Origin of the sequence: Siphonobacter sp. BAB-5405 (assembly GCF_002872335.1) — a bacterium.
Lineage (GTDB): Bacteria > Bacteroidota > Bacteroidia > Cytophagales > Spirosomataceae > Siphonobacter.
On sequence record NZ_NJAG01000002.1, the window covers coordinates 246293 to 273071 of the forward strand.

Consider the following 26779-nt stretch of genomic DNA (forward strand, 5'->3'; position numbering starts at 1 on the left):
TAAGCAAAAACGGCGAGCTGGATTCAGCTCGCCGTTTTTGTATGTTCCTGCCTATAAGGTGTTACTCCGCTTTTACTTCGCCACCCAAGCTGGAATTGATGTTTTTCTTGGCCGGATTTCCTTTGTATCGCACCGCTCCGCCGGTACCGGCGTTGGCATCCAGACGTTTGGTTGTAGTGATGCGAGCTACCCCGCCCGTATTGGCTTTGACAAAGGCATCTTCGCTCGTCAGGTTGAAGGCGTGTACTTCACCGCCCGTGTTCACCGTCACCTGTTGTTCGGAGGCAGTGCCTGACAAATCCAGTACTGCTCCCTGGACTGCTTTAGCCTTCAGGTTACGTACATCGGCTTCGAGTCGGATCTGGCTGCCCGTAGCCGCCTGTAAATCCAGATCCCGCGTTTGGATGGGATCGATGACCGTAATTTCGGCTCCGACGCCCGAATAAATGGATTCTACTTCCTTGTATCCCAGTTCCAGTCGAATGTTACTGGCCCGGCAATCGCCTTTCTGAAAGACCTCTTTTTCCCACTTCTGACGAATAATTAATTCATCATTTTTGGTTTCAACCGTGATTTTGGATTCTTCCAGCGTTCCCGGTGTGGTAATTTTCAACGAAACATCATTCGCTTTTTTCAGTTCTGCTGTTACACAGCCCAAAATCCGAACTTTACTGAACGACTTAAGGTCAACCGTTTTCGTTTGTTGAGCGTATCCTGAATATGAGGCCAGTAACCCCAGGACAAGCAATGGCAAATGTTTCATAGCTATACTCCTTCTTAAATTTTCAATGCAAAGATGCCGTAAAATCGGCTCACGTTGCTTGTAAAACCAGTAATTTGAGCCCTTGTTACGAGATAACCTTAAAAAGAATGGCCTCCTATCAAGATTCACATAAGTTTCAGTTGTGGCAACGTAACCTGCAACGCAATGGTGTCATTATCCACGGTACCAAGGAATTATACACAAAATATCGCTCGGATGGCGACCTGCTCTTTGGGCTTTTCGATCTGGATGCAACGGTTCCGGAGGGTCATAAAATTCTTCCGCTTTGTTTCGTAAAAGGAGAAGTCTTATCCGTACTCACCTGCCTGATTGACCGCGATACGCAGGAAAAGTACCTGTTACTGGTACAGCAGCGACGCATTTGTGACGGCAGCTACATGTACGAACATCCTGCAGGTATGGTCGACGGTACGGACCTGCCCCTGGACGTAGCCGTACGCGAAATTCAGGAAGAAACGGGTCTGGTAGTACAGCCCGCTCAGATTCACCAACTGAACGAAAAACCTCTGTTTCCGAGCAGTGGTACGAGCGACGAGGCGATGTATTTCTTCTACGTGGAGCTTGAATTGAGTAAGGAAGAAATTTTTCAGTACGACGGTCAAACCGCTGGTGCCGACCACGGTGAATTTATTCTAACCAAAGTCGTACCCTTGAACGAAGCGATGGGTATGATGAGCAATGCCTGTGCGTTACTGAATATTCACTTGTATCTGGCGGCGAAGAAAATGTAGTTGATAGTTGATAGTTGATAGTTGATAGTTGATAGTTGATAGTTTTACAAATTAACTTTCTCTTTTTCAATTGATTATTGACGTTAGACCGGTACCCTGGAAGGCGTCCATGGGTGGCACCTACGGCTATGTACATTGAACGCTTCGGAGTTGGTAGCTTTGACCCCAAAGGGGTTCACTGTACATAGCCCCGTATGCAATGCGGGGACATACCAGCATGATAGGTACAAGTCAAGAAGCTTGTAACGATAAAGGCAGGTAAAAACCTGCCTTTATCGTTTTCCTAATTATGATCAAAGGCTGGTTAGAGACGGCCTGGTTATCGGTTACTTAATCACCCCCAGCTCTTTACCAACTTTGGTAAACGCCGCAATGGCTTTTTCGAGGTGTTCGCGTTCGTGACCGGCGGAGATTTGTACCCGGATCCGGGCTTTTCCCTGTGGTACTACGGGGTAAAAGAAGCCGATCACGTAAATACCCTCTTCCAACAATTTTGACGCAAACTGCTGAGCCAGCGGAGCATCGTAAAGCATGATGGGAACAATGGGATGTTCGCCGGGCAGAATGTCAAAGCCCGCTGCGGTCATGGCTTCGCGGAAGAAACGGGTATTCTCTTCCAGCTTGTCGCGTAACGTGGTTGAGGCCCGTAACAGCTCCAGCACTTTCAGGGAGGCTCCAACGACTACCGGGGCCAGCGTATTCGAGAACAGGTACGGACGAGAGCGTTGACGCAACAGTTCTACAATTTCCTTGCGAGCCGCGGTAAAACCACCCGAAGCACCGCCCAGGGCTTTTCCGTAGGTACCCGTGATAATGTCAATTCGGCCCAGAACATTCTTGTGCTCAGGTGTACCCCGGCCCGTTTTGCCCACAAAACCACTCGCGTGTGACTCGTCCACCATCACCATGGCTCCGTACTGATCGGACAGGTCACAGATGACATCAAGTTGAGCAATGGTTCCGTCCATGGAAAATACTCCATCCGTAACAATCAAAATGCGACGCGATCCCGCTGCAGCTTTTAATTGTTCTTCCAGATCAGCCATGTTATTGTGCTTGTAGCGAAAGCGTTTTGCCTTGCACAAACGAATACCGTCGATAATGGACGCGTGATTCAATTCATCGGAAATGATTGCGTCCTGTTCATTCAGCAAGGGTTCGAAAACCCCACCGTTGGCATCAAATGCGGCTGCGTACAAAATGCAGTCCTCGGCTCCCACAAATTCAGCCGTAGCTTTTTCGAGTTCTTTGTGAATGTCCTGCGTACCACAGATAAACCGAACCGACGACATGCCATATCCGTGTGAATCGACGGTCTGATGAGCCGCTTCGATAACCGAGGGGTGTGAGGACAGGCCCAGGTAATTGTTCGCACAGAAATTCAGTACATTCTGTCCGTTATAAGTAGCGATCACCGCCGACTGCGGCGTTACAATGATGCGTTCATTCTTATACAAACCCGCCTCCTGAATGGAAGCCAGCTCTTGCTGAAGTTCTTCTTTAATCGTTCCGTACATAACTCGAAAAGTTTACGCCTGCGTGAGTGAAGGCTGATAATATTCAGAAAGATGATGGATCATTTCTTCCGTCATTCGGGAGAGATCAAAGGCCGGTGCCCAGCCCCAATCCTTGCGGGCAGCCTGATCATCAATCGTTTTGGGCCAGGAATCGGCAATTTGTTGCCGGAAATCCGGAACGTACTGCGTTCGAAAATTCGGGAAAAATTTCTGAATGGCCGCCGTTAGTTCAGCGGGTGTAAAACTTAGGCCCGCCAGGTTGTAGGCCGTCCGCACCTGAATCCGGCTGCTTTCGGCTTCCATCAATTCCAGCGTGGCCCGAATGGCGTCATCCATGTAGATCATGGGCAGCCGCGTATTCTCCGACAGAAAACAGGTAAAATCCTGCCCCTGTACGGCCTGATGGTAAATGGCAACGGCGTAATCGGTGGTACCGCCGCCGGGTTGCGACTGGTAACTAATCACCCCCGGATACCGCAGCGAGCGTACATCAAGACCATACTTCACGTGGTAGTAATGCATCCAGTTTTCAGCCGCTACTTTACTGATGCCATAGACCGTCGTGGGATCAAGCTGCGTTTGCTGGGGCGTATCGAATGCCGGAGCACTGGGACCAAATACAGCAATCGAACTGGGAATAAATACTTTAGAGACGTTCTGGGTACGGGCTACTTCCAGTACATTCAGAGCCGTCTGCATGTTAATCTCCCAGGTTCGAATCGGATTCGCTTCTCCATTGGCCGAAAGGATCGCCGCTAAATGATAGATCTGCGTTACCCGATATCGACGTACCAGAGCGGCCAGTTCCTCGGCTTTCGTGGCATCGAGTGATTCAAAAATTCCCGAAAATGCTTGCGGCAGCCGCAAATCAGAGGCTATCACGCGATTCAGTCCGTACTGATTTTGTAGGTGCTGGACCAAAACCGTACCGATCTGTCCACTAGCTCCGATAACAAGAATAGTATCCATAGGCCAGAAAATGATTAAGTGAAACGCCGACCATTTGAGGAACCGGTCAAAGCTCGGAAGCTTTTCTCACTGATTCCGACACAAATCTATATTTGTAGCAATATTTATTGAAGTATTTTCGATCACAAAGAAAATATTCCTTCAAGTGTTCATTTTAAAGAAAATATTCCCTTTTATAGAAATCCATACTAGGTTTGTGGAAGAAAATTTTTCGGTTAAAAAATTGATACCTGAACACCCTTATGGAAAACCTGGATGAGCTGGATAGAACCTTGCTGCGTTTGCTACAGCAGGACGCTAAAATGACCACGAAAGAGTTGGCTGCCGAGCTAAACCTTACCATCTCACCCGTTTACGAACGCATCAAGCGACTCGAATCCCTCGGCTACATTAAACAGTACGTGGCGGTACTGGACAAAACGCTGATTGGACAACCCGTAACCGTTTTTTGTCAGGTTTCCATGCGTTATCACAATGAAGCATTTATTGAAAAATTCGAGCAGACCATTCAGGATCTGGAGGAAGTACAGGAATGCTACCACATGGCTGGGCAGGTTGATTTCCTGTTAAAAATCAATTTAAAGTCCCTGAATGATTATCACGATTTTGTGAAGTATAAACTATCGAAGCTGGAAAATATTGGAACGCTAAACAGCACGTTTGTATTAAAAGAAATCAAACATAACATTGGGTACAGCATCTAAAAATAAAGCGGCGGATTTCGTCAATCCGCCGCTTTAGCTACTATCGTAATCATTTCTTACAGAATATTCAGTTTCTCGAGTAATTCAGGTTTATTCGCCCGGCTAATCGGGATTACTTTATCCGCAATAACTAAGTTACTTTCTTCAATATCAACGATTTTGGAAAGGTTGATAATAAAGCTCCGGTGCACGCGGAAAAAGAATTTAGGATTGAGTTTTTCCTCCAGGTTTTTCATTGTTGCGTACACAATATGAGAACCCTGATTGGTACGGATTTTAACATAATCGCCAACATTCTCAACGTACAGAATATTATCATACTCAATGCGAATATAGCGTCCTTCTGTTTTTACGTAAATTTCGTTTGGATCCGTATTTTTGGGAACCACCGGTGCCTTCACCGCTGATTTTTTATCGATAACCTTATCTACTGCCTGCATGAAGCGGGGAAGTGAAATAGGCTTTTTCAAATAGTCCGTAACCTGGTACTGAAAGGCGTCAAAGGCGTATTCGGTCTTAGATGTTGTAAGAATTACGGAGGGCATATAGGATAGCTGATCCAACAGTTCAAGCCCACTTAATCCCGGCATTTCAACATCCAGAAAAAGAACATCAACAATTTTCTCTCTTAAGAAATTTAAACCCTCCGTAGATTGATCAAATATTCCAATAATCTCTAACTCTTCTCGCTTTTCGCACAACCGTTCAAGGGAGAGACGAGCCATTAACTCATCATCTACAATAACGCATTTTAATTTCATTGGGCAGCGGTTTTAAAGGCAAGCCTGTTTACTTCCTCGGCTAATATAACAGCCATACGGCTTAATTCTGTTTGAAAAAAGTTAATTTTTTCAGGTATGCCTTCGGGGTTGTTGTCGTGAGTTAATTGAACTTCAATGGATTTTAAGTACTTCTGTAAGCCCGTGAGGCCTACCATAGCGAGGGGCGGATTAAGCTTGTGAGCCTCCCTGGCCAGTGATTCCCAATTTTGCTGCAGAACCAGCGGAGTTAAATGAGCGTATTCTGGCAGCACTTCATCCCGAAAAGTCTGGAACATTTCATACGCATACGTCCATTCTTCGCCGTATAATTCATGCAGATATACACTATCAAGCTCCGGATGATACTGCCATTTTTGTTCTTCCATCTCCTGCGTATCTGATGGAGAAAGATACATTGAGATTTTCTCCAGAAGTTGTTTAGGTGTAAAAGGTTTAGCCAGAAAATCAGTCATGCCCACTTTCAGGGCCTGTTCCTTTTGTTCCTGCATGGCAGAGGCTGTCAGGGCGACAATCGGTATATTCTGATTAATATTTTGAGTAGATCTAATCATAAGGGTAGTTTCATAGCCATCTAGAAATGGCATTTGAATGTCCATTAGGATTAAATCAAAATTTTCATGCTCAATGATTCGAATGGCTTCCTGCCCATCCGTGACAATTTTGTAGGGTAGATTCCATTTGTCGAGCAGCCCCCCTACGTACTTGCGATTCATGAGGTTATCTTCCACAACTAGAATCCGCTGAGTAGTATTTACTATAGGTATCTGATGCTCTGATTTAACAAAGTTAATTTTCTTAAACGGTAATTGAAAAATAAATCGCGTTCCTTCTCCTTTTTTCGTATATACCGTAATACTCCCTCCGAGCAGGTCGATCAGGTGTTTGACAAGAGCTAAACCGAGGCCCGCCCCTTGATACTTATAGCCCGTTTCGTTGGGTAATTGTTTAAACTTTTCGAAAATTACTTCAAGTTTATCGTCATCAATTCCAACACCCGTATCCCGAATTTCAAATTGAATAGTGATCGTTTCGTTCGTACTTTGGACTTGTTTCGCTTTCAGATTAATCTTGCCCCGCTCCGTAAACTTGTACGCATTATTGAGCAGCTTTGATACAATTTGGTAAATCAGTCGTTCACTTCCGTAGACCTGTGTAGCTAAATTTGGATCAATGTCCAGGGCAATCTCTACGTCCTTTTTGTTGTTTTGTAATTCATAAATTCGGTGCAGAGCCATCAATAGACCACGGATGTCAAATTCTTTCAACTGAAGGGGTAATGTGCCGTTCTCAAGAGCGGATATATCCAGAATATCTGTCAGTAAATTTTGTAATATTCGGGACGAAGATTGAAGTATTTCCAAATATTCTTTTTGCTCCGCATTGACCTGCGTGTCGTAAAGCAGGTGCGTCATTCCGATGATGGCATTCAGTGGCGTGCGAATTTCATGGCTCATATTCGCGAGAAACTGCTTCTCCGCGAGTTGAGCATCTTCGGCAGCTTTTTTGGCCAGAGCCAGGTCATCAATCAGTTTTCTACGTTCTGTATTGTCGTAATGAATACCTACGGAGCCTATCACTTTTCCTGCGGCATCATACACGGGAGCTCCGTTTACGATTACCCAAATAATACGCCCATCCTTACAACGCAGAGGTATTTCGTAGCTACTGGTTTTCCCTTCAAAGCGGGTTTTACTTTGTTCGTTAATAAAATCCGTATACGCTTCCAGCAATAACAATTCAGACGCAGGTTTTCCCACCAATTCTTCGCTGGTATAACCTACCATCCGGCAAAAACGATCATGGGCTCTAACGATTCGTTCTTCCGTATCTACCTCCAGTATTCCAAGGTCCATTTTTTCAATAATAGACCAATAATTTTCCTGAATCTGCTTAAAGTTTTGCGGAGAAAGATAATTCTTATTACTGATCTGAAATTTCCATACATGCCAGGTTGCACTCCCTTCAGGGACCAGCGGTATAAAATCAATTACAATTACTTTATCTTCCGTAATGGGGAGTGTAAAATGCTCAACAATCTGATGTCTGGGAACAAATTCGCGAAGCTGGTCTACTGCTGTTTTATCAACGTTAAAACGACTGAGGTACGTTTCAAAAATCTCATCAATTGTTTTCCCAATTAATTCATTTGCGGCCACTTTTATCTCAAAAATGTCGCAATAACTTTGATTGATGTAAACAACTTTTCGCTCTTCATTTTCAATCAGCAGCCCGTAAGGAAGCTGGTCGCTTCTGGTCCACAACGCGGATTGTTCAGTCATGGGCTGTTGACTGGCTGTATCCTCAACCAGTGGGCGTATAGCCACAGGACTCGATTTTTCGGCTTTCAAGCTGCCGGTTTCCATTGATTTTCCAGGTTGATTAACTTCTTCCATCATCTGACTAATGAACAGTTTAGTAATTGTTGATGGAGTCAATCCCTCCTTCTTTGTATGGCCGATCATTTTTCATAGTAGGTGGTGTGGTACATTCTTTACAATTCGTTATTTCCAGCATAAGTACTATTCTATTTAACACAGCACGCAGACAAACATTCTGTAACTGCTTGCAACTGCGGTAGAATAAGTTTAAACTCGTAACGAACGGCATCAGTAACGGTAAATGTAGATAAAATTACTCAAAAATATTAAACAATTTCAAGTAATTAACTTAATAGCGGCTTTAGAAATTCAATAACGCAGGACTTCTTAACAACCCTCTTTAGTACTTTTATTAAGGATTTGCACAAATGATCATACGTTTAACAATAATACTAAAACTGGAATAATTCAGTAATTATTTTAGATGAAAGGAATAAATGATCGTTTTAATGAATTAGTCTGCTTTTCTGTATATAAAAGTCTGTTTTCTGCTGAAAAAACCCTGAAATACGCAGTTGATCGAAAAGACTTCATTTGCTCGTCATTAGTGCCTGATATTTGTATCAAAAAAAGCACCCCAAAACAGCGTACAGGGAAAGCGTTTAGTAGTGAAGTAATTAACCCCATTGTTTACCCACACCTGATCAGTTGTTATTCATTTCCCCCAGATACGTAGGTGTTTATTCAGCGGACGGGCGATCACCATACAGAGAATAGATCACTTACCAGAGAAGGTAGCCATGAGCTACCTTTTTTGTTTTACCTTCCCTGAAAGTTTGGCTTTCGCTTTTGCCGGAAAGCACGCAAGCCTTCCGCTACATCCTGCGTTTTTCCGAGTAATTCCTGACATTCCGCTTCCCGATCCAGCATGGTTTCCAGCGTTGCGGTAGCAGACTCATTCAGGAGCTGTTTCAAATAACCGATGGCCAGCGTCGGAGCCTGCGTGTAGTACTCCGTCCAGCGGCTTACGGCCTCATCAAGCTGTTCCCCGGGTACTACGTCATTGACCAGGCCCCAGGCATGGCATTCCGCTGCCGGTAGCGTTTTCCCCGTGCTCGCCCACTCAAATGCCCGCTGAAGGCCCACCAGCCGGGGTAGAAAAAAAGTAGTACCTGCATCGGGAATCAGGCCGATGTGAACAAAAAGCTGGGCCATGCTGGCATGACCAGCCGCTATTCGCAGGTCGCAGGCCAGAGCCAGGGCAGCTCCCGCTCCGGCTGCTACCCCATTCAGGCGGGCAATGATGGGTTTGGGTAGCCTCCGCATGGTTTGGATGAGTGGTAAGTAGTGTTCCCGTAAGACCTGACCCATCCCCTCAGACTCCCCGATTCCGAGCTTTAAATCGGCCCCGGAACAAAAAGCTTTATCACCCGATCCCGTCAACACGATTACGCGTATACGCTCTTCAGAATCAGCTTGTTTGAAAGCCTGATTCAGTTCTCCCAATAGCTCCGGACTCAGGGCATGGTATACCTCAGGCCGGTGCATCGTCAGGTAGGCTACCTGATCTCGTACTTCATACAACAAAGTTTTCATGACCTTTTCAGTGATTGGTGGGCGTGCTGGTAAGCCGTAACGGCTGAACTCTTCTCAAGTATAGGATTTTATAGCGATTGCACCCAATCCTGAAAAAATATTATTTATTCTACTTTTCATTTAATCCTTACGTCACCGCTGTATATTGCCTATTTCGTAACCAGCACAGCCATGGTCTCTTATTTTCTTCAACATATTAAATACGAAAAGCGACTGAGCGAACATACGCTGACGGCGTACCGGTCAGATATGGAACAACTGTCGCAGTATCTCCTGGAGAGTTACGAACTGGATGCTCCCGAAAAGGCAGACTTTCAAATGCTCCGTTCGTGGGTAGCGAGCCTGGCAGAAAAGAAACTGGATAACCGCTCGATTAACCGTAAAATCGCTACGTTACGGACTTTCTACGGATTTCTGCTCCGGAAACGCGTCATTACCAATGACCCGATGCTGTCAATTAAGGCATTGAAAACGGACCGTACCCTACCTACATTCGTTCGGGAACAGGAAATGACGACCCTGCTCGATGATATTACCTTCACCGACGATTTCACCGGCGTACGCGATAAACTGGTACTGGAACTACTCTACGGAACGGGCATGCGTTTAACCGAGTTGATTACACTCAAGGATGCCGACCTGGATGGGTATGAGCGTACCCTAACCGTTCTGGGTAAACGTAACAAGTACCGGATCCTGCCGCTGTCCGCTTCGCTGTATAAACTGATTCGTCAGTACCAGAACTTCAAGCAGGAAACCTTCAACGGCTCCTGTGAGGATGTACTAATTGTTTCTGATCTGGGAAATAAAGCCTATCCGGTTATGATTCAACGGATTGTCAAGCGATACCTCACGCTGGTTTCTTCCCTGGAAAAACGCAGTCCGCACGTCTTACGCCACAGTTTTGCCACACACCTGCTGAACCGGGGAGCCGACCTCAACGCGATCAAAGATTTACTGGGTCATAGTTCACTGGCTGCCACGCAGGTCTATACGCACAATTCCATTGAAAAACTCAAAGAAGCTTATCAGCAGGCTCATCCTAAGGCTTAAGCCATGATTCTTTCCGGGCGAAACAGGGTTAAGCTCCGTTTCGCCCGTCTCTTTCCTAACTAAACCTATCTTGTTCTTTATGCGAGTAACCCTGCTTTGCATCGGCCTGCTTACGGCCGGCTTTTTCGACGCATCCGCTGATCGAGTTCCTAAAAAGGATGATGTTTTTTCCAGTAAGTATATCAAGGAAACGATGGTAAAAGTGACCGACTGGCAGTTGAGTCACCCCAAACATACGCCAACGGACTGGACCAACGGAGCCTTCTATTCCGGCGTTTTCGCGGCGTATCAAACCACGAAATCTTCCCGTATTCTGGATTCACTGATGGCGATGGGTGAGCGAAATCGCTGGCTGCCGGGTCCGCGTTTCGACCATGCTGATGACATTGCGATTTGCCAGACCTACATTGATCTGTACCGGATCAAGAAAGATCGGCGGATGATTCAGGCGACGATTGATTCCGTGCAGAAAGTTCGTCGTGTACCGGGCCGGGAGATTAAAAATCACGGGATTACCTGGTGGTGGTGCGATGCCCTGTTCATGGCTCCGCCCGTACTGGTCAAACTTAGTCAGACGCTCAAGGATCCTTCGTATCTGACGCAGAACGATACCCTTTTCAAGCAGACGTACGATCTATTATACAATTCGGAAGAACGCCTTTACGCCCGTGACGCTTCTTACCTTGTCAACAGCCAGGGTGAAGGCAAACGCGAAGCGAATGGTAAAAAGGTGTTCTGGTCACGGGGGAATGGCTGGGTCATGGGTGGTCTGGTGAAGGTGCTACAGGAATTACCGAAAAACCATCCGACCCGTGAATTCTATCTGACGCAGTACAAACAAATGAGCGACCGCCTGGCCTCCCTGCAACAGGCGGACGGCTTATGGCGTTCGAGCCTCCTCGATCCGGACTCTTTTCCGGGCGGTGAAGGCAGCGGTACGGGTTTCGATTGTTACGCCCTGGCCTGGGGTATTAATCAGGGCATTCTCGACAAGGCCAAATTCAAACCCGTCGTACAGAAAGCCTGGCAGGGACTTAATACTCTGCTAACGCCGGAAGGCAAAGTGGGTTGGGTACAGCCCATCGGAGCCGATCCCCGCCGTAACTTCAGTGCCGAAAGCTGGGAAGTATACGGAGCCGGAGCTTATCTGTTAGCCGGTTCGGAAGTCATCAAGATGAAATGGTAAGAGTATAAAATTATACATATTGAAAGAAGCTCAGGTCTACGCCTGAGCTTCTTTCATTGACAGTCTATTCTTCCTAATTCAACTGGTTTTTCAGGTGGCGACCTTCCGCATACTCCTGTAAATTCTGAATCGTTACGCTGGCGATTTGCTGGAGGGCCTCCTGCGTCAGAAAGGCTTGGTGAGCGGTGATGAGTACGTTGGGGAAACTCATGAGTCGGCCAATTAAGTCGTCCTGGATGATTTGCTCCGACCAGTCCCGGAAAAACAGATGCTCTTCCTGTTCGTACACATCGATGCCCAGATACCCAATCTTTCCGTTCTTGAGTCCTTCAATAACGTCTTTGGTATGAATGAGTCCGCCCCGACTGGTATTGATGAGCATGACGCCTTCCTTCATGGCGGCAATGGTTTCTTCGCGAATGAGGTACTTCGTAGCTTCGGTCAGTGGGCAATGCAGGGAAATAACATCCGACTGGCCCAGTAATTCTTCCATTTTCACGTATTCCGCCAGCGGCAAATCCGGATTTTCGACCACATCGTACGCCAGCACCCGACAACCCAGGGCCTGCATGGTGCGGGCAAAGGCGGCCCCAATCAATCCGGTACCAATCACGCCGACGGTTTTTCCGTGGAGGTTAAAGCCCATCAGCCGTTCCAGCGAGAAATTCCCTTCCCGAACCCGGTTATAAGCTTTATGTGTTTTTCGGTTCAACGCCAGAATCAGGGCCAGTGCGTGTTCGGCTACGGCCTCGGGCGAGTAGGCCGGAACCCGTACCACTTTCACGCCCCGATTGCGGGCAGCGTCCAGATCCACGTTGTTGAAGCCCGCACAGCGTAAGGCGATGATTTTCAATCCCCCATCGGCCAATTGATTAATAATGGAAGCCGTCAGATGATCGTTGACGAATACACAAATGGCTTCGAAGCCTTCCGCCAGTTTCAGCGTATGCTCCTGAAGCGGCACTTCAAAATACGTCAGGTCAAACGTCGAGCGATAGCGGTCGAAGGACTCTTTATCGTAGGCTTTGGTACTGAAAAAGGCAATATTCATGCGTAGTTTCAATGAAAAGGTTGATCGGGTAATTGTCCAAACCGGTACCCGCGTTTCCGCAAAGTTGGCAGAATGGTCGAATCCAGCAAATGATAAAACTTATCCATACGCCTGGGGTCCGTACCGGGGTGAATCAACAGAAAAGCTCCCTTTAGCGACTGTTGGTCATCGTAGCAGAAAAGCCGGGCCAAAAGCGTATCACTGGAACGGTAATTAGGCAAGCCTGGCCAGGTATAATCGGCGTTGGTACCCGTGCCGGGCGTAAAATTGATGACCTGCAAGCCTTGTTCCTTACCCCACGCCACGATCTTCTGATTGTACCATTCGTACGGCGGCAAAAACCACGGAGCCTTCCGTATACCGAATGCCGCCAGTGCCTGATAGCTGGCCCGTAAATCGGTGTTAAACGCTTCCTGGGATACGAGCAGGGAGTCGCGATGGGTCCAGTCGCAGTAGAGCAGATGCTGGTCGGAATGGCTGCCAATGTAGTGTCCGTCCCGTTTTAAATCCTTGATTAGTTTGCGGAACTCCGGATTTCGCAGGAAAGCACCCGTCAGGAAAAAATGGCCGGGAATCCGGTTTTTCTTCAATACCCTGCGAATGTACTCCGCTCCTTCGGCCCGGTCGTGGGCGGAAAACAACAGGTAAATAACCTTCTCCTGGGGCCGATACCGGATGATGGCTCCCTCGCTATCGGTTATCGGGACTTTTTTTTTGACGCACCCTCCGCCTGTAAGGCCGACAGATAATAACTCAGGCTGGCGGTACCATCCATCGTAGGTTCATTGGTTGAATAATCCCCGAAATCATCGTGGTACACAACCGTTCCCGACTGAAATTCAGCAAACTCGTCAGCTTCGTTGAGTTTAATACCGATGAGCTTATTCCAGATACTCCCGTAAATGGGCCCGTCCACCAATCCTCCCGAAATTTTGTAGGGGCCCAGTCGCGTAAACGACGAGTGAGGATCTTTCGGAGCCGTACCCGATTCAGGCAGGTCGCAGATCATGCTCGTCCCCCAGGGATTACAGCCAAACAGCCAGTCGCGGAGGGCGGCTTCCAGTTCATCATACTGCGAATCTTTGGTCAGTTCGCGGTACAAACGAAGTTGCGTCAGTATACCGACGGTCAGATTATTGGAACACCAGATGAAGGGTACGCCATTGAGAAAAGCGTTTTTCTGCCCCCGCTGGCGTACCTTCTCAATCCCTTCTTTCATGAATTTACGATAAGTACCCTGCTCCGCTCCGTTGTACTCTGCTCCGAAGTAATGCCCCAGATTGACAAACGGGTACCACTGGTAATGCCGGGCCGTATCGGCTCCCATCCAGGGTGTCACGGGTTCGGACTTAGCGAAATTGAAGGCTTCCTGATGATACGTATCGGCTTTTTCCACTTGAGCCAGCGTTGCGGCGGCCAATTCCATATCATCCACGTAATTGTCTTCTTCGTAGAAATAAGGAGCCCGTCCGGGGGCCGTCTGCGTCGTACCCGGAAACTGCTTTCCAAATGCGTAGGCTTGCCGGGCTTTTCCGATCAGTTGTTTGGCGTAGACCGGATTAAATTTTTGCAGGACGATACTGCCCAGAGCGAAAGCCGAAGCAAACTTTCCGGCGGAAGAAGCGACCCCCTGCGTTCGGTTCTTGTACTTAAACGCTCCCTGTGGTTTTCCGGTAATAAAATACACGGGCCGGGATAAACCCTGATTAGCTGCGTAGCGAACCGAGTCATGGTTCGGCAGCCGAAAGCCCTGATGATCCCGGTCATCGGCAATCTGGTTGTAGTATTCGCCCGGAGCGGGGTTCATTTTCAGGAGCCAGTCAAGCCCCCATTTGGCTTCGTCCACGACATCAGGAATGCCGTTTCCTCCCGGATTACCCCAGGCGTCGTGCGTATCACCAAAACTTTTCGGGTTCTTGTAATAGGCAAACAACAGTTGAAACGTAGCATTGGCCGAAGTTGGCAGGTACTGTAAATAATCCGAAGCATCGTGCCAGCCCCCCGAGACGTTCAGATGGGTAGAATCTTTCTTGGGATCCGGGTGATAGACGATAAATCCATCCGAACGGTGACAGGTATCTTTCAGAAAAGGGTTGTAATTACTGCGTTGCTGCCGCATGTACTGCAACGTAAAATCCGCCGTTCCATCGTATACGGCATTGTCAATACGAAACTCCGGCGATTGTACCCCAGCGGCTTTAATGTAATACCGACCGGGTTTTTGAATCGTTGAAAAATTGAGCCGATAGGATGCAGCGAAAGCTCCATAACTGCCGTACCCTTTCACGGTACGCAGACGGCCCGTTCGTTGCTGCGTGCGAGCATCGTAGATTTCAAACTCGGTACAGGAAAGGGGGGCTTTACTCACGAGCACCGCCACTTTCACCGAGGATTCCAGGTAGCCTAACTGATTGATTCGAATCCAGGCTTTAGGTTGACTGTAGACGTTACAGGATAGAAAAACCAAGAAGAGTAGTAGGATTCGGTTCATAGGAGGTCGTACAAAAGCCCCAAGTTAAAAAGAGCCGACAGCATACCCAAACAAAAAAGAGCGGGACACGTATGCCTCGCTCCTTCCAATCCGATTTTTTTTAATTACTTCACCGGCACAGGAAACTTATCAAAAAGCTTTGATACGGCTTTATCGATTTGCTCGGGCTGACGGCTGCGTTTGTTCAGTACGGTCGAGCCGACTGCATCCCAGACCATTTTATTCTGCTGGGCATCTACCAGCTCCACGGACAGCGTTCCTTCTTTATATTGACCAACGGGTACGGTTTCACTTTTCCAGGAATAACGCCGCTGACCGATGTATCTCGGAGCTTCCCGAATGTCGGTCTGGCGGGTCTGCGTTTTCTCCTGAATCACCAGTCCAATGTTGATCAGCAGGTCTGGTTTCCCATACGTCTGATACCCACGGGCGTTCATTTCCCGGGCAACGGCCTGTTTAATTTCATTCATGGCAGTATTCGTCACCGAATCCCGTTCGGCTCCCTGTAACTCCACATCCATGAAATTGTAGGTCTTATAGGCTTTCAAATCTGCCTGATCATCGGTACGGCTCTTCACATTCGAGTACGAACAGGACGTCAGGACCGCTCCCAAGGCTAAAGTGGCAAATATTTTCATGGCTGGTGCTCTTTCTTTGTTTAAAGACAACACTAAAAAAACCTGTACTCATCCACTTTACACCGACTTGAGCTAGTACACTCAAACAATGATTCTGAATCCTTAAAAAACTGAGGTTGTTTTTTCCCATACCTTCATTTACGGTACTCCGCGTCACTAGTAATCAGCGAGCATCGGTCTGGCTGGAATGATTTTCTTTTTACCCCGGTACATATTTCACCAAATGCATCGCTATGAACACAACGGAACAAACGGCTCTGATCACCGGAGCCTCCAGTGGAATCGGTTACGAACTCGCCAAAGTCTTCGCCCAAAACGGTTATAATCTGGTACTGGTGGCCCGTAATACGGATCGTCTCAACGAAATCGCCAATGAATTACGCGACCAGCACGGACTGGAAACGGTGATTGTTATCGGAAAAGATCTGACACAGCCGAATGCTCCTCAGGAAGTATACGATGAAGTCAAAGGCTTTGGTGTAGACATTAACATCCTCGTCAATGACGCAGGTATGGGTGAATACGGCCTTTTTGCTACCGAAACGGATCTGGACAAAGAACTGTCCATCATCAAACTTAACGTGGTGGCTCTGGTGCACCTGAGCAAGCTGTTCCTGAAAGACATGGTACGCGTGAACGAGGGTAAAATCCTGAACCTTGCCTCCGTGGTATCGCTCATGCCTAATCCGTACATGGCCGTTTACGGGGCCACGAAAGCCTTTGTCCTTTCCTTCACCGAAGCTTTACGCAATGAATTAAAAGACACGAGCATTACCGTGACTGCGTTGCTGCCCGGTGCTACCAATACTGATTTCTTTAATAAAGCCGGAGCTGAAGGTACGCGGGCTCATCAACAGGCTCAGACCGCCGATCCGGCGAAAGTAGCCGCCGATGGGTACGCCGCTCTGATGAAAGGCAACGATAAAGTAGTCTCCGGCCTGATGAATAAAACGCAGGCGTTGTTATCTAATGTTCTTCCCGATCAGCTGACGTCTCAGACTATGCGAAAACTGATGGAACGTCCTGACGAGTCAGAAGAATCCAAAACACCTTCGACGGCATCCACGCTGATCTCACTGGCCGTGATTGCCGGTGGTCTGTACTGGGCGTATACCAAATACGGCTTGCCTGGCGTACTGAAGAAAGTGAATATCGAATAATGGGAGTGAATTCCTCTAGTATGAAGCAGGCAGCCCAGGTTAGGCTGCCTTTTTTGCGTATTTTCAAGCCATTCTGACGTAGATTCAGTTTGAAAGGTACGGTTTTTAAGTCAAAAAGACATACGTTCGCCTTTGGTAAGTATTTTTTTGATTCGTAGTAAACCTATTGAAGATACAGCCATGAATTTCAATCAGTATACCATTAAAGCTCAGGAGGTTGTCCAGCAGGCGGTGCAGATTGCCCAGGGTAATCAGCAGCAAGTGGTGGAAACGGGCCACGTACTCAAGGCCCTCCTGGAAGAAGACCCCAACACGATGGGTTTTCTAACGAAAAAATTAGCAGTTAATACGGCTACCTTAAACAGTCGTCTGGAAAATATTCTGGCCAGCTACCCCAAAGTTTCGGGTGGGCAGCCGTACCTGGGGAACGATCTGCAAACGGCTTTCAACAAGGCTCAGTCGTACCTGAAAGAGTTTGATGATGAATACGTTAGCATTGAGTTGATTCTACTTGGACTGGCTACGGGTAAGGACGCCGTCGCTACGCTGCTGAAAGAAAGTGGCTTCCAGGAGAAAGAATTAATCGCTGCTGTGAAAGAACTCAGAGGAAAAAATAATCCCGTGAAAGACCAAAACGCTGAAGCGAAGTATCGTTCGCTGGAACGCTACTCCAAAAACCTGAACGAACTGGCCCGGCAGGGCAAAATTGACCCGGTGATTGGCCGGGACGAAGAGATTCGCCGGGTCCTGCAAATCCTTTCGCGTCGTACCAAAAACAACCCGATTTTGCTGGGTGAACCGGGGGTCGGTAAGACGGCCATCGTGGAAGGGCTCGCCCAACGGATTGTACAGGGCGACGTTCCCGAAAACCTGAAAGATAAAATCATTGTCTCCCTGGACATGGGTCTGCTCATTGCCGGAGCCAAGTACAAGGGCGAATTTGAAGAACGGCTCAAATCGGTGATCAAAGAGGTGACGGATTCCAATGGTGAACTGATTCTGTTCATCGACGAAATTCATACACTGATTGGTGCTGGTGCGGGCGGTGAAGGAGCCATGGACGCCGCTAACCTGCTGAAACCGGCTCTGGCCCGGGGTGAACTGCACGCCATCGGAGCGACCACCCTCAAGGAGTACCAGAAATACATCGAGAAAGATAAAGCTCTGGAACGCCGCTTCCAGTCGGTGCTGGTGGATGAGCCGGATGAACCGGATGCCATCTCAATCCTGCGGGGTATCAAGGAAAAGTACGAACTCCACCACGGGGTACGGATTCAGGATGATGCCGTCATTGCCGCCGTCGAGTTATCAAGTCGGTACATTTCGGATCGGTTCCTGCCCGACAAAGCCATTGACCTGATGGATGAAGCGGCCGCGAAATTACGGCTGGAAATGGACTCCGTACCGGAAGAACTCGATGAGCTGAACCGCCGGATCATGCAGCTGGAAATTGAGCGGGAAGCCATTCGCCGGGAAAACAATAAAGACAAGGAAACGTCTTTGTCGAAAGAAATTGCCGACCTGAACGAATCCCGCAACGAGTTGAAAGCTCGCTGGGAATCGGAGAAAGAGGCCGTCAACGAAGTGCGTACGCTGAAAGAACAACTCGATCAGTTGAAACTCGAAGCGGATCAGGCCGAGCGGTCGGGTGATTACGGCAAAGTAGCCGAGATTCGCTACGGTCGCATTCCGGAAGCTCAGAAACGCCTCGACGATGTACAGGCTTCGGAAGACGATCAGTCCGGTACGATGCTGAAGGAAGAAGTAACGCCCGAAGACATTGCCGAGGTGGTTGCGAAATGGACGGGCATTCCCGTTTCCAAAATGCTCCAGTCGGAACGCGAAAAACTGCTGGGTCTGGAAAAAGAACTGCACAAACGCGTAGCGGGTCAGGACGAAGCTATCGAAGCCGTAGCCGACGCCGTACGCCGCAGTCGGGCTGGTATGCAGGACCCCAAACGGCCCATTGGTAGTTTCCTCTTCCTCGGACCCACGGGCGTAGGTAAAACCGAGCTGGCCAAAACGCTGGCGGATTACCTCTTCAACGACGAAAACGCTCTGGTACGGATTGACATGAGTGAGTACCAGGAACGCCATACGGTAAGCCGTCTGGTAGGAGCTCCTCCGGGATACGTCGGGTACGACGAAGGTGGTCAGTTGACCGAGGCCGTACGTCGCAAACCGTACTCGGTAGTCCTGCTGGATGAGATTGAAAAGGCTCACCCCGACGTCTGGAACATCATGCTTCAGGTGCTCGACGATGGTCGCCTGACGGACAACAAAGGTCGCGTGGCTAACTTCAAGAATACCATTATCATCATGACCTCCAACATTGGTAGTCAGATCATTATGGATAAATTCAATGAAGACGAAGGCTGGAACCATACACTAGTGGTGGAAGAAGCGAAAAGTGCCGTAATGGATCTGCTGAAAGCCAGCGTACGACCGGAGTTCCTGAACCGGATTGACGAGATTGTGCTCTTTGAACCGTTGAATACCAAAAACCTTCGCAAGATTGTGGGTATTCAGTTCCGACAAATCCAGCGTCGTTTGGCCGAACAGGGTATCACCCTCGAATCGACCGATGAGGCTCTGGAAAAAATCGCGGAAGAAGGCTACGAACCCAGCTTTGGTGCTCGTCCGCTGAAACGGGTGTTACAGAAACGAATTCTGAATGCCTTATCGAAGGATATTCTGGCGGGTACAGTTGGTAAAGACTCTGTCATCCTGATGAATCTCGCCGACGATGGCTCCATTGCCTTCGAAAACGTGGATGGAACGCTGGAAGTCTAATTCCTATCGAAATGACAAAAATCCCTGAACTGCTCTCAGGGATTTTTTTGTTATTTTCAATTAGAACCAGTAAACAGCCTTTGGATTGTTTGCAAACGTCGGGGTTTCTGCTTTCTTTGTACAAATCAAGCGAACGCCTCTAGTAAAAACGGCTTCTTTAACGATACGAAATCGGGTATATATTTTTTAGTTTACGGTGTTGATCGGTAATAACGCCTATTTATAGATTTACATCTGCTGGATTCTGGAATAACCCATAACTTTCTGAACTTTGCATTTCTACGAATTTAACCTCCACGACGACACACTTGATGCCGTGGATTCCATGAATTTTCAACAGGCTACTCCGATCCAGGAAATGGCCATTCCCAAAATATTAAAAGGTAGTGATCTGCTGGCTTGTGCTCAAACGGGTACGGGCAAAACGGGAGCTTACCTGATCCCGATTCTTGACCGTGTACCGGATTATCCGAAAGGTCAAATCAGTACCCTGATTCTGGTTCCCACGCGGGAACTGGCCCAGCAAATTGATGAACAAGTGCAGGGCCTCGGCTATTACGTAGATGCGACGAGTATTGCTATTTACGGCGGTAACAAAGGCCCTGAATGGGAACAACAGAAGAAAGCCCTGACGCAGGGGGCCGACGTTATTATTGCTACGCCCGGACGTCTGATTGCTCACCTGCAACTGGGATACGTGAAGTTCGATCAGCTCAAAACGCTGATTCTGGACGAAGCGGACCGCATGCTGGATATGGGCTTTATCGGGGATATTATGAACATCCTCAAGCACCTGCCCGCCCAGCGGCAGACGCTGCTGTTCTCGGCTACCATGCCACCTAAAATCCGCGATCTGGCCCGCCGGATCATGCATCAGCCGGAAGAAATTAATCTGGCCGTATCGAAGCCCGCGGAAGGAATTGATCAGCAGTTTTACCTGGCTGGAGATGCTCAGAAAGTGCCTTTGCTGATTCACTTGATGCAGTCGGTCGAGAACCCGAGTATGGTGCTTTTCACGTCCCGCAAGTCGGAAGTGAACGTCATTGTTCGGGCTTTGAAGAAAATGAAATGGGATGCCCGCGGTATTTCTTCCGATTCGGAGCAGGGCGAACGCGAAACCATTTTACGCGATTTCAAGAATCGGGCCTTCCCAATTCTGGTGGCTACGGATGTACTTTCCCGGGGGATCGACATTGATAACCTGAGCCACGTAGTAAATTTTGACGTTCCCCGCGATCCCGAAGACTACGTACACCGCATCGGACGTACGGCCCGGGCCGCAGCTAAAGGTACGGCCATCACGTTCATCAACGATCAGGATCAGCACCGCGTCGTTCGCATTGAACGCTTACTGGAAAAAGAACTCGAAAAACGATCGATCACCGAAGGACTAGGCCTTGGTCCTGCACCGCTCTGGGATCCTAAAAAAGACCGTGGTAATAAGAAGAAAACCAATGGTCCTCAAACGTCTTCTTCCACTGAAAAACCCAAACGTTTTTTCAAAAAGAAAACGGGTCCAGCTAAAACGCAGGGCTAAGAGTTAAAGAAGAGCTTCGTTTCGGCTCACGCGTTATAAAATAGGTCATTCAATAAAAAGAGGTACGGCTTCGGAGCCGTACCTCTTTTTATTGAATGCTGATCTTCTGTCGGTACCGCAGGCTCTCCCCCATGGGGCAGCCTTTCAGTATAAACAAAGCCAGTCGACTGAAATTCCGGTGTTTATAAAACTTCTTGCCGTTTTTAAAGGCGTAAAACAACTGAAAAAGCACGACAGCCGGATAGGAATGGTGCTTACGGAAATAATGGAACAGTGAAATGTGATACTCCCGAATAATCTCGTAGCAGGGAGCCGTGCTCTGCCCTTCCAGGTGAATGTACTCCGCCTCGGGTACCAGATAGAGCACTTTGCCAATCGCGTGCATTTTGCGGGCCAGATCCTCCTCTTCCACGTAGAGAAAATGAGTAATGTCAAAACCACTGACCTCCCGAAAATCCGTCGCCCGGATGAACAGCGTACTGCCCATAATGAAGGGTACTTCCAGCGGCTCCTGATAGGCTTTAAGGGCCGGATGCTGCTCGGGACGATACCATTTCATGAATCCGTGACCAAGGTATTTCAGTCCCAGCGAAGGAAAATACCCAAACGAATACCGTAACTCCCGATTGGGCTTAAACATCTGGGCTCCCACGATACCGGCGTTGGGATGTTGCTCCATGAAGGTTGCCAGAATGGTGCACACATCATTGAGTAACAGGCAGTCATTATTCAAAAAATAGTAATAGTCGGTTTCAGGATCCGCGTACTGTACACCCATCATATTTCCACCCGAAAAACCCAGATTGATCCGGCTACGTACCAGGGTCAGATTCGGAATATCCCGCAGCGGCTCCAGCTTCAGGTAATCTTCATACCGTGAGTTATTATCGACCACCACAATTTCGTAGTTCGGCCACTGGGTATGGTTTCGAATCGATTCAACGCAATGGAGGGTAAGCTGACTGGTATTATAATTTAAAAGAATAATGGAAATAGACGGATGATGCATTAGGGCGTAGAATAAAAAGCGTTGGCTGATGAAGCAGGCCTGTCAACGTATAAAGACCGGGTATAAGCGAACCAGTGGCTCGGATTACGCAGGATGGTTAAGTGAGAAGTATAGCCGTCAATTCGTTTTTTTAATCCTACAAATTAACAACCAATTTAGCTAGGAAGCCAATGGTTGAGTGTACAATCCCGTAAGAATTCCGGGGATCGGAGCAGCCTCTCCCCCAGAACATTTTAGCCCATACCCTGTTCTATTCGTATATGTTTCGTTCGTGTAGCTCTCCGATTCGCTTTTTGAACTATTGGCAATCGTTTCCTAAACAACTACTGGTTTTGGCCGGATTGCTGGTAGTAGGCCCAGCCCTGGCCCAGGAAGAAAAACGTCCTTCGATGGTTCGGCGGGTCTTTAACAAACTCATTGCGGATAGTACAGCTCCGGGGAAACCCAGTTTTCGCGTGTATCCAACGCTGGCCTATGCCCCGGAAACCAGTGTGGAGATTGGTTTTTCGTCCATGTACCTGTATCAGGCCAAAGGCGATACCCTGAACCGGCTGAGTGAGATTACGGCCTTTACCTTTGTGACCTTACAGGCTCAGTATGGCATCTGGCTCGATAATGCCATGTACGGCGATAAGGATAAATGGTTTTTGCTGGGACGTGTGCGATTTCAGCGGTTTCCGCTTCTCTACTACGGCAGCGGTCCGGATACGCCGGGGGATAATCCCGCCGTTGTGGACGCCATGTATCTCATTGCGAGGCAACGATTACTGCGAAAAGTGGTACCCAATTTTTTTATTGGACCACAGGTAGATGTTCAGCATCTCTACAATGCTGACTTCCAGCAACCCCGTGAAGGGCAGGCGTACCCCTTGCCGCTGGGTGCGGAGGGTTCAACCAATGTAGGCTTGGGACTGGGGGTTGTTTACGATAACCGGCACAATGTACTGAACGTACGGAAGGGATTGTTTACCGAACTGGGCTTTCTTTCCTACCGAAAAACCTGGGGTAGTAGCGAGAACTTTTTTGGCATTACGTTCGATAACCGACTCTATCGACCTATTAATCAACGAAACGTATTTGCCTGGCAGGTATACGGAAGCTTCATGTCGGGGAACGTGCCTTTCAACTTGAAGTCACTGCTGGGTGGGGATATGATTATGCGGGGCTATTACCAGGGCCGCTACCGCGACGACCAGCTCCTGGCCACGCAGGTAGAACACCGCTGGTTGCCTTTTAGCTTTAGCCGACGTATTGGCGGAACCGTTTTTGCGTCAGCGGGTATGGTGGCCCCTCGGCTGGGCGAACTCAACTTTAAACTCGTACGCTATACGGGTGGCGTGGGTCTGCGGTACTTACTTTTCCCGAAAAAAGATATTTTCCTGCGAATGGACATGGGTCTAACCAACGAAGGTCCCGGCTTTTACATCATGACGGGCGAGGCGTTCTAGGCCAGATCAATCTTACGACTTTCCTCCAGACCCGCTACCCCCGCCAACTGCCGCACGGCGTCGGCGTTACCGGGGTCAAGGCTTACTACCCATACATTGATCTCACTGAGTTTCTGGGTAACGCTACCATTCAGCTTCTGAATGGCAGTTTCCAGTACCTGGGTCTGACCGGGCTGGATGGAGAGAATGTATTCTTTCATCGACGTAGTAGTTAAAAGCGTGCCTCTCTTTTATTTTTCTTCTGTACCTAAACCTACGTACCACCCCCTCGCCTTAGTAAATCTTACGTTCAAACCTCACGCTTAAACTTAAAACTTCTAACGCTCAAACTATCAAACCTCAAACCCAAAAAGGTATAACCGCCCATCCGAGCGGTTATACACAGCAAAAAACACACCATTGCTAGTCGGTCAATGCTTCTTCATTTACGGCCAGCGGCCAGGGTTTCAGAATCAGCCGGGACAGCGGGCCCTGTACCAGTCCGGCTCCGGCATCGGTCGTTGGAAGGGATAGTGGTTTCGCCGTACTCACCAGCTTCTTCCACAAAGCATAGCCCCGATTCGCTTTGCTCTGCTGGGCATAGAAAGCCGCAATACCCGCCACGTGGGGGGTTGCCATGCTCGTACCCTGCCAGGTAGCGTATTTCGTCGGCATCTTGGTAGAGGAGAACACCTCGACACCCGGAGCGACAATATCTACGTTTCCGTACGGAGCGTACTTGCCCCGGTTCGAGAAATTGGCAATTTTCATGGTTTTATCCACGGCTCCTACCGCTAGAATCGAAGGACAATTTGCCGGGTGGCTCACCGCATTGTACACGCCATTGCTTCGGTTGCTGTCGTTGCCCGCCGCCGCTACAATCAGCGTGCCTTTGGCGAGTACATTGGCCGCTACGTTTTCGAAGATCTGCGAGTACCCCTGCGTCTGCGTCCCTGCTCCCAGCGACATACTAATCACTTCGCATTTGTTGGCCAGAGCCCAGTTGATCCCCGCCAGAATACCCGCATCGCCACCGTACCCTTCATTGCTGAGCACTTTTCCGGCGTAAATGGTAGCCTTGTACGCCAGACCATACCGGGGTACATTCGGGTCTGAGGGGTTGAGTGGTCCGCAGGCGGTACCAATGCAGTGGGTACCGTGGCCGTGGCCATCCTGAACGGTTTGTCCGTTGATAAATGAAGCCGTCACGATGTTACGTCCCACGAAATCGGGGTGCTGCAAATCCATGCCCGTATCCAGTACGGCCACTTTGATCCCGCTTCCGTTGTAACTACGGTACAATAACGACGGCACGCCCCGTACGGCCTGCAAACCCCAGGTTACGCCCGTGGCCTGTACTTCCTGTTCGGCCGTAAAAGCTTCTCCGTTGGATTTTTCCGTTTGCTGGGTACGCTCCAGTAAGGTGTCGACAGCATCGCGGAAACCCTTGAGGTATTCGCCCGTCAGCTCGTTGATGGCGTACACGACCCGCTCGGGTTCAATCAACACCGCCTGACTGGCATCGGCAACCGTTAGCGACAGGCGATTTAACTGATCGGGCACGGCATTGACCACGGCTACGCCAATCTGATCCAGGTAAATCGCTTCGTTTTGCTCAAAATCGGAGTCCTGCACGCGTTCATCCGGAAAATCCGCTGAATGAGCTACTTTTAGTCCCGTCGTTTCGGTTAAGCTCGCCAGGGCCGCCTGCGTATCGGTTCCTTCAGGAAACATAACCAGATACCGACCCGTAAATTCCTGGTCCGGCTTTGCGTTTTTTTGATGATCTGACATAGTGAAAAAAGTTGAAGGTTGATCGTGTCCGGTAGCAGGGCCGGTATCCCTGTATTTCGTTTAAGGTCGAAATACGTTGTAAAAATGCTCCATTCGCGGCCCGTTTATCAATCCCTAATATTGGGGACACCCTACAAAAAAGCGACGCTCCCGTTGAACAAGAGCGTCGCTTTTTGAGCTATACTAACCTATTTACCAGCGGGATACGGGAGCGGTACTCCTTCGGCAACGGGTTCGCCAAAGACGGGCATCCCCGCCCGATTCCAGGTAATCTTCTGAGCCCGCGGCGACCGCTTGCCTCCGCAACCCTGATCCGAATCCGAGTTGGCGTGGTACAACAGCCAGTCTTCTTTACCGTTGGGCGATTTGAAGAATGAATTATGGCCGGTTCCATACACGTGCTTTTCCAGCGATTGTTGAAAGACGGGTTTCTCGCTCTTTTTCCAACTTTTGGGGTCCAGCAGATCCGCTTCGCTAGGTGCCGTCAGTAAACCCAGAGCGTAGGTGTTGGTCCAGCAACCGCTGGCCGAGTACACAATGAAAATCTTCGAGCCGTGCCGGAGAAATTGCGGTCCTTCATTCACATATACGGGCCGTCCGGGCTTCCCCGCCGTCGTATTGTCCCAGTAGCGTTCCCAGTCGAACGTCGGCGTTGAAATCAGTACCCGTTCGCTGGATACGGTCCAGGGATTTTCGAGAGCGGCCATGTAGATGTTCTGTACTTCGTCGGTTTTACTGACGTGATCCCAACCCGACCAGATCAGGTAACGCTTGCCTTTGTGCTCAAAAACCGATCCGTCGATGGCCCACTGATCGCTCGCATCGCTGAGTTTTCCTTTCATCACCCACTCGCCTTGCAGCGGATCGGACGCACTGTTTTCGAGTACGTACAGTCGTCGGTTATCGCCGCTAGTGCCATCATTCGCTGTGAAATAGACGTACCATTTTCCGTCCAGAAAATGGATTTCGGGAGCCCAGATGTCTTTCGAGTACGGACCCGTCGCGGGCGGAGTCCAGATGACTTTTCCTTCCGCCGTTTTCAGTTCGGGCAAGGTCTTGGTTTTCCAGAGTTTGAGTGACCGCCCGGTGGTGTGCATGTAGTAGTAATAGCCTTTATGGTACAAGGCCCAGGGATCGGCTCCCGAGGGCAGCAATGGATTCGTGAAGGTTTGAGCCTGAGCATACAGGGAGATCAAACAAAAGAAAAGCAGTTTTTTCATAAGGTTTAGTTTAGATGGC

Annotated in this window: 22 protein-coding genes; 8 read left to right on the top strand and 14 right to left on the bottom strand. The window is 48.8% G+C overall.

Going from position 1 to position 26779, the window contains the following annotated elements:
* Positions 1-61: 61 nt before the first annotated feature.
* Positions 62-763, bottom strand: a complete 702-nt coding sequence (locus tag BWI97_RS02140) for a head GIN domain-containing protein (protein ID WP_102199858.1) — start codon at positions 761-763, stop codon at positions 62-64.
* A 107-nt stretch (positions 764-870) separates the two neighbouring features.
* Here BWI97_RS02140 and BWI97_RS02145 point away from each other — a divergent pair, with 107 nt between their 5' ends.
* A complete protein-coding gene (locus BWI97_RS02145) occupies positions 871-1515 on the top strand; it encodes an NUDIX hydrolase (RefSeq protein ID WP_102199859.1) in 645 nt (214 codons plus the stop codon).
* A gap of 326 nt (positions 1516-1841) precedes the next feature.
* Here the strand turns inward: BWI97_RS02145 and kbl are convergent, their stop codons facing one another.
* Complete coding sequence (gene kbl / locus BWI97_RS02150; protein WP_102199860.1) at positions 1842-3032, bottom strand: glycine C-acetyltransferase; 1191 nt, start codon at positions 3030-3032, stop codon at positions 1842-1844.
* Between the two features lie 12 nt (positions 3033-3044).
* Positions 3045-4001, bottom strand: coding sequence for an NAD-dependent epimerase/dehydratase family protein (locus tag BWI97_RS02155; RefSeq protein ID WP_094808804.1), 957 nt, complete (start codon positions 3999-4001; stop codon positions 3045-3047).
* 242 nt (positions 4002-4243) lie between these two features.
* Between BWI97_RS02155 and BWI97_RS02160 the strand changes: the two genes are divergently transcribed.
* Positions 4244-4705, top strand: a complete 462-nt coding sequence (locus BWI97_RS02160) for an Lrp/AsnC family transcriptional regulator (RefSeq protein ID WP_102199861.1) — start codon at positions 4244-4246, stop codon at positions 4703-4705.
* A gap of 56 nt (positions 4706-4761) precedes the next feature.
* Here BWI97_RS02160 and BWI97_RS02165 read toward each other — a convergent pair whose 3' ends face one another.
* From BWI97_RS02165 to BWI97_RS02175, 3 genes are all read right to left on the bottom strand, one after another.
* On the bottom strand, positions 4762-5466 hold the full coding sequence (locus tag BWI97_RS02165; RefSeq protein WP_094808806.1) for a LytTR family DNA-binding domain-containing protein: 705 nt from the start codon (positions 5464-5466) through the stop codon (positions 4762-4764).
* Complete coding sequence (locus BWI97_RS02170) at positions 5463-7883, bottom strand: PAS domain-containing hybrid sensor histidine kinase/response regulator (RefSeq protein WP_158242668.1); 2421 nt, start codon at positions 7881-7883, stop codon at positions 5463-5465. Before BWI97_RS02170 ends, BWI97_RS02165 begins: the two co-directional genes overlap by 4 nt.
* Before the next feature lie 741 nt (positions 7884-8624).
* A complete protein-coding gene (locus BWI97_RS02175) occupies positions 8625-9401 on the bottom strand; it encodes an enoyl-CoA hydratase/isomerase family protein (protein WP_094808808.1) in 777 nt (258 codons plus the stop codon).
* A gap of 171 nt (positions 9402-9572) precedes the next feature.
* Between BWI97_RS02175 and BWI97_RS02180 the strand changes: the two genes are divergently transcribed.
* Both BWI97_RS02180 and BWI97_RS02185 read left to right on the top strand, forming a co-directional pair.
* Positions 9573-10454 (top strand): tyrosine-type recombinase/integrase, encoded by an 882-nt coding sequence (locus tag BWI97_RS02180; protein ID WP_094808809.1) that lies wholly within the window; start codon positions 9573-9575, stop codon positions 10452-10454.
* Positions 10455-10533: 79 nt separating this feature from the next.
* Positions 10534-11640: a glycoside hydrolase family 105 protein gene (locus BWI97_RS02185; protein WP_199181976.1), complete on the top strand. Its 1107-nt coding sequence runs from the start codon at positions 10534-10536 to the stop codon at positions 11638-11640.
* 73 nt (positions 11641-11713) lie between these two features.
* Here BWI97_RS02185 and BWI97_RS02190 read toward each other — a convergent pair whose 3' ends face one another.
* From BWI97_RS02190 to BWI97_RS02200, 4 genes are all read right to left on the bottom strand, one after another.
* Positions 11714-12691, bottom strand: coding sequence for a 2-hydroxyacid dehydrogenase (locus BWI97_RS02190; protein WP_094808810.1), 978 nt, complete (start codon positions 12689-12691; stop codon positions 11714-11716).
* An 8-nt stretch (positions 12692-12699) separates the two neighbouring features.
* A complete protein-coding gene (locus tag BWI97_RS28225) occupies positions 12700-13332 on the bottom strand; it encodes a polysaccharide deacetylase family protein (RefSeq protein WP_233207726.1) in 633 nt (210 codons plus the stop codon).
* A gap of 56 nt (positions 13333-13388) precedes the next feature.
* Positions 13389-15182: a glycoside hydrolase family 9 protein gene (locus BWI97_RS02195; RefSeq protein WP_233207727.1), complete on the bottom strand. Its 1794-nt coding sequence runs from the start codon at positions 15180-15182 to the stop codon at positions 13389-13391.
* Positions 15183-15286: 104 nt separating this feature from the next.
* Positions 15287-15820: a DUF4136 domain-containing protein gene (locus BWI97_RS02200; protein ID WP_102199863.1), complete on the bottom strand. Its 534-nt coding sequence runs from the start codon at positions 15818-15820 to the stop codon at positions 15287-15289.
* Positions 15821-16053: 233 nt separating this feature from the next.
* Here BWI97_RS02200 and BWI97_RS02205 point away from each other — a divergent pair, with 233 nt between their 5' ends.
* The 3 genes from BWI97_RS02205 to BWI97_RS02215 all read left to right on the top strand — a co-directional run bounded on the left by BWI97_RS02205 (position 16054) and on the right by BWI97_RS02215 (position 21310).
* Positions 16054-16980, top strand: a complete 927-nt coding sequence (locus BWI97_RS02205; protein WP_102199864.1) for an SDR family oxidoreductase — start codon at positions 16054-16056, stop codon at positions 16978-16980.
* A gap of 180 nt (positions 16981-17160) precedes the next feature.
* The gene (gene clpB / locus BWI97_RS02210; RefSeq protein WP_102199934.1) at positions 17161-19773 is read left to right on the top strand and encodes an ATP-dependent chaperone ClpB; all 2613 of its coding nucleotides are present in this window, start codon (positions 17161-17163) and stop codon (positions 19771-19773) included.
* Between the two features lie 271 nt (positions 19774-20044).
* Positions 20045-21310 (top strand): DEAD/DEAH box helicase, encoded by a 1266-nt coding sequence (locus tag BWI97_RS02215; RefSeq protein WP_233207728.1) that lies wholly within the window; start codon positions 20045-20047, stop codon positions 21308-21310.
* Positions 21311-21398: 88 nt separating this feature from the next.
* Here BWI97_RS02215 and BWI97_RS02220 read toward each other — a convergent pair whose 3' ends face one another.
* The gene (locus tag BWI97_RS02220; protein ID WP_102199865.1) at positions 21399-22319 is read right to left on the bottom strand and encodes a glycosyltransferase; all 921 of its coding nucleotides are present in this window, start codon (positions 22317-22319) and stop codon (positions 21399-21401) included.
* 260 nt (positions 22320-22579) lie between these two features.
* Here BWI97_RS02220 and BWI97_RS02225 point away from each other — a divergent pair, with 260 nt between their 5' ends.
* Positions 22580-23767: a BamA/TamA family outer membrane protein gene (locus BWI97_RS02225; protein ID WP_233207729.1), complete on the top strand. Its 1188-nt coding sequence runs from the start codon at positions 22580-22582 to the stop codon at positions 23765-23767.
* Here BWI97_RS02225 and BWI97_RS02230 read toward each other — a convergent pair.
* From BWI97_RS02230 to BWI97_RS02240, 3 genes are all read right to left on the bottom strand, one after another.
* Positions 23764-23967: a hypothetical protein gene (locus BWI97_RS02230; RefSeq protein ID WP_094808814.1), complete on the bottom strand. Its 204-nt coding sequence runs from the start codon at positions 23965-23967 to the stop codon at positions 23764-23766. The genes BWI97_RS02225 and BWI97_RS02230 overlap by 4 nt on opposite strands.
* 202 nt (positions 23968-24169) lie before the next feature.
* Entirely contained in the window at positions 24170-25540 is a 1371-nt protein-coding gene (locus tag BWI97_RS02235; protein WP_102199866.1) for a S8 family serine peptidase, read from the bottom strand.
* A gap of 188 nt (positions 25541-25728) precedes the next feature.
* Positions 25729-26760, bottom strand: a complete 1032-nt coding sequence (locus tag BWI97_RS02240) for a family 43 glycosylhydrolase (RefSeq protein WP_102199867.1) — start codon at positions 26758-26760, stop codon at positions 25729-25731.
* Between the last annotated feature and the right edge of the window lie 19 nt (positions 26761-26779).

Bases quoted from the DNA above. Each gene is read 5' to 3' on its own strand.
- BWI97_RS02200 (WP_102199863.1), bottom strand. From the start codon at position 15,820: ATGAAAATATTTGCCACTTTAGCCTTGGGAGCGGTCCTGACGTCCTGT.
- BWI97_RS02235 (WP_102199866.1), bottom strand. From the start codon at position 25,540: ATGTCAGATCATCAAAAAAACGCAAAGCCGGACCAGGAATTTACGGGT.
- kbl (WP_102199860.1), bottom strand. From the start codon at position 3,032: ATGTACGGAACGATTAAAGAAGAACTTCAGCAAGAGCTGGCTTCCATT.
- BWI97_RS02220 (WP_102199865.1), bottom strand. From the start codon at position 22,319: ATGCATCATCCGTCTATTTCCATTATTCTTTTAAATTATAATACCAGT.
- BWI97_RS02240 (WP_102199867.1), bottom strand. From the start codon at position 26,760: ATGAAAAAACTGCTTTTCTTTTGTTTGATCTCCCTGTATGCTCAGGCT.
- BWI97_RS02155 (WP_094808804.1), bottom strand. From the start codon at position 4,001: ATGGATACTATTCTTGTTATCGGAGCTAGTGGACAGATCGGTACGGTT.
- BWI97_RS02230 (WP_094808814.1), bottom strand. From the start codon at position 23,967: ATGAAAGAATACATTCTCTCCATCCAGCCCGGTCAGACCCAGGTACTG.
- BWI97_RS02225 (WP_233207729.1), top strand. From the start codon at position 22,580: ATGTTTCGTTCGTGTAGCTCTCCGATTCGCTTTTTGAACTATTGGCAA.
- BWI97_RS02165 (WP_094808806.1), bottom strand. From the start codon at position 5,466: ATGAAATTAAAATGCGTTATTGTAGATGATGAGTTAATGGCTCGTCTC.
- BWI97_RS02145 (WP_102199859.1), top strand. From the start codon at position 871: ATGGCCTCCTATCAAGATTCACATAAGTTTCAGTTGTGGCAACGTAAC.
- clpB (WP_102199934.1), top strand. From the start codon at position 17,161: ATGAATTTCAATCAGTATACCATTAAAGCTCAGGAGGTTGTCCAGCAG.
- BWI97_RS02175 (WP_094808808.1), bottom strand. From the start codon at position 9,401: ATGAAAACTTTGTTGTATGAAGTACGAGATCAGGTAGCCTACCTGACG.
- BWI97_RS02180 (WP_094808809.1), top strand. From the start codon at position 9,573: ATGGTCTCTTATTTTCTTCAACATATTAAATACGAAAAGCGACTGAGC.
- BWI97_RS02205 (WP_102199864.1), top strand. From the start codon at position 16,054: ATGAACACAACGGAACAAACGGCTCTGATCACCGGAGCCTCCAGTGGA.
- BWI97_RS02190 (WP_094808810.1), bottom strand. From the start codon at position 12,691: ATGAATATTGCCTTTTTCAGTACCAAAGCCTACGATAAAGAGTCCTTC.
- BWI97_RS02195 (WP_233207727.1), bottom strand. From the start codon at position 15,182: ATGAACCGAATCCTACTACTCTTCTTGGTTTTTCTATCCTGTAACGTC.
- BWI97_RS02185 (WP_199181976.1), top strand. From the start codon at position 10,534: ATGCGAGTAACCCTGCTTTGCATCGGCCTGCTTACGGCCGGCTTTTTC.
- BWI97_RS02170 (WP_158242668.1), bottom strand. From the start codon at position 7,883: ATGATGGAAGAAGTTAATCAACCTGGAAAATCAATGGAAACCGGCAGC.
- BWI97_RS02140 (WP_102199858.1), bottom strand. From the start codon at position 763: ATGAAACATTTGCCATTGCTTGTCCTGGGGTTACTGGCCTCATATTCA.
- BWI97_RS02160 (WP_102199861.1), top strand. From the start codon at position 4,244: ATGGAAAACCTGGATGAGCTGGATAGAACCTTGCTGCGTTTGCTACAG.